At 65.7% G+C, this 9,308-nt stretch carries 6 protein-coding genes; 2 read left to right on the top strand and 4 right to left on the bottom strand.

The genetic code is table 11. The annotated features are described in order from the left end of the window. From D3F03_RS16940 to D3F03_RS16925, 4 genes are all read right to left on the bottom strand, one after another. Positions 1–1,635 (bottom strand): AAA family ATPase (locus D3F03_RS16940; protein ID WP_158606177.1); only part of this gene is annotated, 1,635 nt, incomplete at its 3' end. A gap of 238 nt (positions 1,636–1,873) precedes the next feature. After that, positions 1,874–2,572 carry an anaerobic ribonucleoside-triphosphate reductase activating protein gene (locus D3F03_RS16935; RefSeq protein WP_425453169.1) on the bottom strand — a complete coding sequence of 233 codons (699 nt, stop codon included), beginning with the start codon at positions 2,570–2,572 and terminating at the stop codon, positions 1,874–1,876. Positions 2,573–2,615: 43 nt separating this feature from the next. Continuing rightward, entirely contained in the window at positions 2,616–2,804 is a 189-nt protein-coding gene (nrdD, locus tag D3F03_RS16930) for an anaerobic ribonucleoside-triphosphate reductase (protein ID WP_119110603.1), read from the bottom strand. A 172-nt stretch (positions 2,805–2,976) separates the two neighbouring features. Continuing rightward, entirely contained in the window at positions 2,977–4,995 is a 2,019-nt protein-coding gene (locus D3F03_RS16925; protein WP_119110602.1) for a ribonucleoside triphosphate reductase, read from the bottom strand. 243 nt (positions 4,996–5,238) lie between these two features. On the opposite strand from D3F03_RS16925, the gene D3F03_RS16920 reads away from it, so the two are divergent. Together D3F03_RS16920 and D3F03_RS16915 are read left to right on the top strand one after the other, a co-directional pair. Beyond that, positions 5,239–7,239 (top strand): DUF6600 domain-containing protein, encoded by a 2,001-nt coding sequence (locus D3F03_RS16920; protein ID WP_147414735.1) that lies wholly within the window; start codon positions 5,239–5,241, stop codon positions 7,237–7,239. Positions 7,240–7,620: 381 nt separating this feature from the next. After that, the gene (locus D3F03_RS16915) at positions 7,621–9,240 is read left to right on the top strand and encodes a methyl-accepting chemotaxis protein (RefSeq protein ID WP_158606176.1); all 1,620 of its coding nucleotides are present in this window, start codon (positions 7,621–7,623) and stop codon (positions 9,238–9,240) included. Positions 9,241–9,308 lie beyond the last annotated feature (68 nt).

Genomic DNA, 9,308 nt, shown 5'->3' with positions numbered 1-9,308 from the left:
CTGCGTTCCACCATGCCATATTCGGCAGGCCAACGCCACGTGTTTCTTCGGCACGATTTGCGGCACGGGCGGGCCGATTACTTCGCTAACCCCGCCATGGCCAAAATAGTGGTTCAGCAGCGCATTGACACGCTCTGCGCCTTTGCGCTCGTCTTTCTGCTGCGCTTCAAGCTGCTTGATCTCCTGCTCGATGGAATGCTGAGCTTGGCGCGTTGTATCCGCTATCGTCTTGGCGTCGGCGCACTTCTCTCGAAGCTGAAGGATGTGCGCTTCTTTGCCAGGAAGGTCAAGGGTCGCAAGGAACTCAGCGACCTTGCTGCGCCGAAGCGCCAACCGTGCTGCGTCCTTGTCCTTATTCAGCGTCGTAGAGCGGCCGTTGTTCGCTGCCACAACTGAGTTGAACGAGTGTGTCGCAGCCTCTGCCGCTGCTTCATCAAACTCTCGCAGCGGAAGCCTTCCGGCTCGAAACAGCGACGCGCGTCGGCTCGCCAACGCGTCCGCAAGCTTCTTTAGATCGGTTTTGTAGGACTCGATGGATTTCACGAGATCGGACTTAGCCGCCTCAAAAGCAGGTCGCTCGGATGCGTAGAACTGACCCGATTCAAGCACTGGCATCCAAGCCACGCTCTGTATCTCAACACGGATCTTCTCAGAGCAGGCATCGATCGCCGCTCCGAGCGTCTCAGAGGCCTGGTTGAAATGATTTGCCAACGTCTGCCAGAGGTTGGCGGGAAGCTGCTGCCGACAAAAGGCGCAGTCTTCGCGCTTTCCCTTGTGGTGTCCGATACCCTCGCGCGCCCAAGATTGCAACGCGGCATCGTCCAGTAAATCCTGTAGCGGTTTGGTGGGCTCTATGGCGGTGCCGATCAGCGGCGTTGCCTCGTCGAATAGTGCATCAAGCTTTGACCTGAAGGACGCGGTAGCGCGTATCTCTGGCAGTGCATCCTCCTTCAGCAGCGCGACGTAACTAGACCTTTCGGCCTCAGTCAATACTTCGAGCTTGTTACCCGTGACGAATGCAATGTCTGCCTTAATGCTGTCGATGTTGTATCCCACATGGCCGAACGCACGATCCTTTTTGATGACATCGTTAGCCTGTCGACGCAAAAGTTCATCGAGCTCATCACTAGCGTCCTTGGCCCGCTTGCTTGTTTTGAAGTGCTTTTCCGAGGCCTGCGCCGCGTCGTAGCGCGCGCCACGCTTCTCCTCAACACTACCCAGGCTGGTAAACAGCGCTGCGATACGTTCTGCCAAGGCGTTGTTCTCGCTGCCGACAATCGCAAAGGTTTGTATGCTCCCGGCGCGCTGGTCGGTGAGGAAGCTCAGGTTCTCCACCACGAAATCTCTGTTGTAGACGCGGATGTCGTAGCCGTGTCCAGCAATCTGCTGATGAGTCAGATCCCCCTTATCGCCTCGCACCACGAAGCGTGCGTCCTCGTAGCGCCACGGGATCTCACCTTTCTCAAGACTCCTGAATACCCTGGAAAGCGTAGTTTTCCCGGAGTAGTTTCGGCCGTAGATGATGTTGAGCATCTTGAAGCTCTGAACGTTGTTTCCGGACGTGTCCCTAATCGAGCTTTTCCACTGAAATCCATCGAAACTTCCGAAATGCGCAATGTCCAACTGATGAATCACGGCGTAACCTCTCCTGGTTTTTTGCGCGACGTTTAGCCGAATGTCTGAGAGCTCGTGCGTCGCAGATAGAGACTTATATCGCATCCATTTAGGCCGCTGCCCGTTGATTCCGATCGAATCTTGACCAACCTACTGAGTGCCAAGGAAGCAAAGAGTCGTCTTTGGTGACTGTCGACTTCCCGCCTTGAACAGTCGCTCGCACTCGCTTGCCCAAGGGCAGTTACCGGTGACCTGCCTCTCACCCCCGCCGTACCACCAACCCCGCAAACCGCGCCCCCAGCCGCTCCACCTGCCCAGCCGTCAAGGCCCAGGCAGAAGCGCCCGGCGCGCGGCATTCCTGAAGCGCCCAGTGGGCCACGCCTGCATCGGCCAGCGTGTCGGCCAGGGCGAACAGGTCGTCCACACTGAACAGGCCCGCGTGCCAGGTGGTGCGGCATTCATAGGGCACGCCGCTGGCGAGCAGGCGTTGCAACGATTCAAAGGCTTTGGCGCCGCTGCCGGGGGTGCGCGTGATGGCGTCGTAGGCGTGCAGGGGGCCTTTGATGTCCAGGCCCACCCAGTCGAGCAGGGGCAGCAGCGCTTGCAGGCGCTCGGGGTACATGCCGCCGGTGTGCAGCGCGGTTTGAAGGCCCAAGGCGCGCACCTCGGCCAGCGCGGCGGGCAAGGAGGCTTGCAGCGTGGGTTCGCCACCGGAGAAGACGACGCCGTCGAGCAGGCCCTGGCGGCTTTTGAGAAACGCCAGCACCTCGGGCCAGGGCACGGCGGCGGGGGTGGTGGCGCACAGCAGCTCGGGGTTGTGGCAGTAGCCGCAGCGCCAGGGGCAGCCCTGGCAGTACAGCACGGCGGCCAGGCGGCCGGGGAAGTCGATGCTGGTGAGCGGCGTGATGCCGCCGATGCGCAGCAACGCAGCATCGGCGTGTGCGGCGGGCGCAGTCACCACGGGCACCGGCACGGGCCGGTGCGGAGGGCGGCTTTGCAGGTCAACGGCCACTGGGGGTTTCGGCAAAAAATTGGCGCTCGTGGTGCTCGCCCTGCTTGCCGATATTGAAGCTGGCGACCGGGCGGTGGTAACCCATCACGCGGGTCCAGACTTCGCAGGGCTGGCGCTCGGCGTCGCTCAGTTGCACGTCGGACAGGGCCTGGTGTTCGGTGGTGGAATAGTGGCTCATGGATGTTCTCCTTCAGGGTGAAAAGGGGGCATGCCGCAGCGTGTGCTGCGCCGCCCGGGGGCAACGGAGGGGTGTGGCCTCACCGTTGATTTACTATTGAATCAATAGCTGCTTGCGCTTGATGGATAAGCGCTAGAGGCCAATTTGACTCATATTTTTTGATGGGGTCGTGTCACGCCGCCAATGCGGCGCGCTTGGCCTGCAGGCGCTCTTCGTCGCAGGTGGGGCAGAACTTGTGCTCGCCCGCCAGGTAGCCGTGCGTGGGGCAGATCGAGAACGTGGGCGTGATGGTGATGTAGGGCAGGCGAAAGCGCGTGAGCGAGCGTTTGACCAGGTCGCGGCAGGCGGCGCCGCTCGACAGCCGCTCGCCCATGTACAGGTGCAGCACGGTGCCGCCGGTGTATTTGCTCTGCAGCACCTCCTGGCGCGTCAGGGCCTCGAAGGGGTCGTCCGTCCAGCCCACGGGCAACTGCGAGGAGTTGGTGTAGTACGGCTTGTCCGCCGTGCCTGCCTGCACGATGGCGGGCCAGCGCTTTTTGTCCTCCTTGGCGAAGCGGTAGGTGGTGCCTTCGGCGGGCGTGGCCTCCAGGTTGTAGAGGTGGCCGGTTGCTTCCTGAAAAGCGGTCATGCGTTCGCGCACATGGTCAAGCAGGCGCACGGCGAGCTGGTGGCCGCGCTCGCTGGTGATGTCGTGCGCATCGCCCGTAAAGTTGCGCACCATTTCGTTGATGCCGTTCACGCCCAGCGTGCTGAAGTGGTTGCGCAGCGTACCGAGGTAGCGCTTGGTGTAGGGGAACAGGCCCTGGTCCATGAGCCGCTGGATCAGTTTGCGCTTGGTCTCCAGGCTTTGCTTGCCCAATTCGAGCAGGCGGTCGAGCGCGGCCAGCAGTGCCGTCTCGTCGCCTGCGTGCAGATAGCCCAGCCGCGCGCAGTTGATGGTCACCACACCCAGGCTGCCGGTCTGCTCGGCGCTGCCAAACAGGCCGTTGCCGCGCTTCAAGAGCTCGCGCAGGTCCAGCTGCAGGCGGCAGCACATGGAGCGCACCATGTTCGGCTCCAGCTCGGAGTTGATGAAGTTCTGGAAGTACGGCAGGCCGTACTTGGCCGTCATCTCGAACAGCAATTGCGCGTTCTCGCTCTCCCACGGGAAGTCTTTGGTGATGTTGTAGGTGGGGATGGGAAAGGTGAACACGCGGCCCTTGGCATCGCCCGTGGTCATGACGTCGATGTAGGCGCGGTTGATGAGGTCCATCTCGGCCTGCAGCTCGCCGTAGCTGAACGGCATCTCCTTGCCCGCAATCACCGGCACCTGCTCGCGCAGGTCGTCGGGGCAGATCCAGTCGAAGGTGAGGTTGGTGAACGGCGTTTGCGTGCCCCAGCGCGATGGCACGTTGAGGTTGTAGACCAGCTCCTGGATGCACTGGCGCACGGCGGCGTAATCCATGGCATCGATCCGCACATAGGGCGCCATGTAGGTGTCGAACGACGAGAACGCCTGGGCACCGGCCCATTCGTTCTGCAGCGTGCCCAAAAAGTTCACGATCTGCCCCACGGCTGACGACATGTGTTTGGGCGGGCCCGCTTCGACCTTGCCGGGAACGCCATTGAGCCCTTCGTTGAGCAGCGTGCGCAGCGACCAGCCCGCGCAGTAGCCGCTGAGCATGTCGAGGTCGTGGATGTGGATGTCGCCATTGCGGTGCGCCTCGCCAATTTCTGGCGTGTAGACGTGCGACAGCCAGTAATTGGCCGTGACCTTGCCCGCCACGTTGAGGATGAGGCCGCCCAGCGAATAGCCCTGGTTGGCGTTGGCGTTGACGCGCCAGTCGGCGCGGGTGAGGTATTCGTTGATGGAGCTTTCCACGTTGACCAGCGTCTGGTGGTCGGCGCGCAAGGTGGCGTGGCGGTCGCGGTAGGCGATGTAGGCGCGGGCCGTGGCCAGATGGTTGGCGGCGATCAGGGTCTGCTCGACCACGTCCTGGATCTGCTCGATGCCGGGCGCCTCGCCATGGAAGCGGTGGATCAGCACCTTGCCCACCTGCGCGGCCAGCAGGGCGGCTTCGTCGGCCGCGAATTCGCCCGCGGCGGCGCCTGCGCGCAGCAAGGCAGAGCGGATCTTTTCCGCATCAAAGGCGGCGCGGTGGCCGCTGCGCTTGAGCACCTCACGCGGCAGGGTGGCAAGGGTGGATACCATGCAATTCTCCAAAGGTCTGCGGCAGAAAACACTACCTATGGTGTTGAAGATATAGTTAAAACACTATTTGTAGTTTGATTCAACACAAACAGCGGAGCGGCTTGCGCGGCCTGGGCGCAGCGCACCGCGTTGCATCCGGTGACGGTTTGGCGGCTGTGCCGGTTGTCTTTCTCGGCGCTGGCGCGTTCTACGAAGTGGGGTAAAGAGCGCAGCCGCCCCACCACAGGCTGCGGGGGCCACAACGTGCATGCCAAGGCTTTTTTTCCAAACCGTGGGCGGCTGGCGCTGCTGTTGTTCGTGCTGCTGGCTGCCCTGTGCGGCACGGGCGCCTTCGCGCAGGGAGCCGCTGGCGACCCGCCGGGGCGCGTGGCACAGCTCAACGCCTTTGACGGGCCGGTGAGCTTTGCGCCCGCCGGGTTTGACCAGTGGGCCGGCGCGGTGCTGAACCGGCCGTTGACGCAGGGCGACCGGCTCTGGAACGACACGGGCGCGCGCTCCGAGCTGCACGTCGGCTCGACTGCGCTGCGGCTGGATGGGCAGACCAGCCTGGCTTTCTCCGTGCTGGACGACCAGACCGTGCAGCTCGCGCTCAGCCAGGGCAGCCTGATCGTGCGCCTGCGCAGCCTGCCGCCAGGCCAGCGCTTTGAGGTCGATACCCCCAACCTGGCGTTCACCGCCTCACAGCCGGGCGACTACCGGCTGGACGTGGACCCGATCGACGGCACCACGCGCGTGACGGTTCGATCGGGCAGCGCCGTGGTGTACGGCAGCAACGGCGCCTCGGCCAGCCTGGGCGCGCGCCAGCAGATCAGCTTCGCGGGCGCGGACCTGGTGCAGGCCGCCGGGCAGACCGCGCCAGCGCTCGACCCGTTTGACCGCTGGGCAGAGGCGCGCGACCGGGCGGAAGACCAGTCGCTGGCGGCGCGTTATGTCTCGCGCGACGTGATCGGCTACCAGCAACTGGACAACTATGGCGACTGGGAGAGCGACCCGGTGTATGGCACCGTCTGGGTGCCGCGCGTGACGGTGCAGGATTGGGCACCGTACCGCGTCGGCCACTGGGCCTCGATTGCGCCCTGGGGCTGGACCTGGATCGACGACGAACCCTGGGGCTTTGCCCCGTTCCACTACGGCCGCTGGGCCCAGCGCGGTGCGCGCTGGTGCTGGGTGCCAGGTGCCAGCGCGGCCCACCCGGTTTACGCGCCCGCGCTGGTGGGCTTTGTCGGCGGCAGCGCTGGGGGTGTGAACTTCGCCATTGCGGTGGGTGGCGCCACGCAGCCCGGCGTGGCCTGGTTTCCGCTGGCGCCCGGCGAGGCCTGGCGCCCGAGCTACCGGGCCAGCAGGGCCTATCTGGGCCGCGTGAACCCGTTTGGGGGCCAATACACGCCGCACAACACCGCGAATGCCAACAACGGCTACCGCTACCAGCACCTGCCGGCCGCCGTGACGGCGGTGACGGTGGCCGCGTTTTCCCAGGGCCAGCATGTGCGCGGCAACGTGCGTCCAGTGGCCGCGCGCGAGCTGGAGCGCGCCCGTGTGGTGGCCCCGCCGACGCCGACGCGTGACCCGCGCAGCGTGTTCGGCGCCTCGCGGTTGACGCAGGCACACCCCACGCCGCCAGCCGCCGCGGTGGAGCGGCGTGTGGTCTCCCACCCGGCCTTCTCGCGGGGCCGGGCGGAGACCCCACTGCGGCGCGAGGCATTGCCCGGCCCGTCGCAGCGCCCCGAACTGCCGCGCGGCGGTGCTGCGCCCAACGCCTCCCATGCACCGGCCATGCCGGTGGTGCGGCCCCCGCAGGCCAGCGTGCCGCCGTCTGCGCGCGAACGCCATGAGCCGCCGCCGCGCAACGCCGCCATGCCGCCGCCACGCCCGGAAGTCGCAGCGCCGCAAGACCTGCGGCGCCCACCAGCCCGGCGGCCCGAGCAGGGGCAGCGTGAGCAGAACACCCAGCGCGATTCAGAGGCGCGCAATGAGCAGGCCGCCCGCGCCGCGCAGAAGCAGGAACAGCGCGCGCAGCAACAGCACCTGCACTTGCAGCAGGAGCAACAATTGCAGCAGCGTGCGCAGCAGGCGCGCCAACCCCAGGCCCAGCGTGCGCAACAGGAGCCGCCAGTGCGCCAGGCCCCGAGGCAAGCGCAGCGCCAACAGCCCGCACAAGCGCCGCGTGGCGCTCAGGCGCCCGAGAACCGGGATAGGCACGGCGGCCCGCGCCGCGAGGAACACCGACCAGGGCAAGACAACTGAGTGCGCTGTCGGTGCTTGCCCCATGGGCACCGCGGTGCGCCAGCGCTAGCACCCGCAGACTGCACCGGAGCGCACCAGAGCCACCAGGCCCAGGTGCGCTCACTTCGCTTGGGCTCCGGCCCTTATGACGCAGGCTGGTGCGGTCCCTGGGGGCTGGGCGAAACTATTGTTTTGATAGCTGTCAGCGCTTTCTGCATAAGCGCTAAAGGCACTTTTCTTATAAAAACCACAAGCCCCGCGAACCGCCTGTCAATTGCGGAACTCCACAGTTGATGCCTTGCGCTGCGGGGCGTAGCCTCGCGCTGCGCACCCGGCAATGCCATGTTGCCTGGGCGGCGGCAGAAGGACGCCCACACTTTCCAACAAGACAGAGAGACAAGCATGCAACTCATTTCCGTGCGCAGCCTGGCGGCCCGGCTTTCCCTGGGCTTTGGCGTCATTCTGGTGTTGCTGCTGGGTATGGCGGTGCTCTCCTTGCTGCGCATGCAAGCGCTGTCGGCCACGCTGGAGGACATCACGGTGCACAACGCGGCGCGATCGCAAACGCTCAATGTGATGGCGCGCAGCGTCTCCGGCTACGTGCAGGCACTGGGTGACTTGGGCGGCACCGACCTTCAGGGTGGCCCGGCCCTCCTGGCTCGTGTGCGCAGTACGCTCAAGGAATACGACACGGCAGAGACGCGTCTGGCCGCGCTGCTGGCGGAAGATGCCCAGGCGAAGGCCTTGCTTGGGCCCGTGAAGGCCGCCGGCCACGCGGCGCGTGAACTGCTGGCCGTCAGCGAGAAAGAGACGGCCGGGCGCGGCGATGCGGCCATGGCCTTTCAGATGCGCAATGAATACGGCAAGGACGCCGCCACCTGGAGCGCGCGCCAGCAAGCCTGGGGCAAGGCCGTGAATGCCCTCAGCGATTGGCAGGACGCAGCCAACGCCAGCAGTTCGGCCCTGGCCATCGCGGACGCCCGCACGGCCCGGGTGCTGATCATCGTCGGCGCGCTGCTGGCCTTTGCGTTTGGCAGTGCCCTGGCCTGGTGGCTGGTGCGCGACACCCGCGCCGCCGTGCGCGAAGCCGTCGAGGCGACCCGCCGCATGGCCCGGCACGACCTCTCGCAGCCCATCGACACGCACCGCCAGGATGAAATTGGCGGCCTGCTGACCGCGCTGGAGGCCATGCGCCAGAACCTGCTGGAGCTGGCCACGGGGGTGCGCCAGGCGTCGGACGACATCAACAACGCCAGCGGTGAAATTGCCCAGGGCAGCCAGGACCTGAGCGACCGCACCGAAGAAGCCGCCAGCACGCTGGAGACCGCGCTGGCGTCCATTGCCCAGCTCACCACCTCGGTCCAGGAGACCACTGCCACGGCGCAGGCCACGCGGCAGATATCCACCCAGACCAGCAGCGTGGCGGCGCGCAGCGGCAGCGAGATGGGGCAGGTCGTCTCGACCATGCGCGAAATTGACGCAGCCTCGCACAAGATCTCCGACATCATTTCCATCATCGACGGCATTGCGTTCCAGACCAACATCCTGGCGCTCAACGCGGCCGTGGAAGCCGCACGCGCGGGTGAGCAGGGCCGGGGCTTTGCCGTGGTGGCCAGCGAGGTGCGCGCCCTGGCCGGCCGCAGCGCCGCCGCCGCCAAAGACATCAGCAGCCTGATCCACACCTCGCTGGCCAAGGTGGCCTCGGGCACGCAGCAGGTCGGGCGTGCCGGTCAGACCACCGCCGAGGTGACAGCCTCGGTCGAAAGCGTCTCGGGTCGGATTTCCGCCATCGCCACCGAGGTCAACCAGCAGATGGGGCGCATCGGCGAGGTGAACCAGTTTGTCGGCCAGCTCGACCAGATGGCGCACCAGAACGCCGCCCTGGCCGAAGAATCGGCCGCCGCGGCTGCGTCGCTGCGCCAGCAGGCCAGCCAGTTAGGCTTGCTGGTGAGCCGGTTTGAGCTGGGGCAGGGCGTGGCAGTGCGGGTAGGCGCAGTGCCAGCCGTGTCGCTGCCAGGCTGAACCGGCGCCCTTTCATACGGCGTGCGGGTCGATACGGGGCGGAGGGGCACGCGTGCGCCGATGGCGCT

The sequence above is a fragment of the Simplicispira hankyongi genome, assembly GCF_003570885.1.
Classification (GTDB): domain Bacteria; phylum Pseudomonadota; class Gammaproteobacteria; order Burkholderiales; family Burkholderiaceae_C; genus Simplicispira; species Simplicispira hankyongi.
This window is presented reverse-complemented; position numbering and strand designations above follow the sequence as displayed.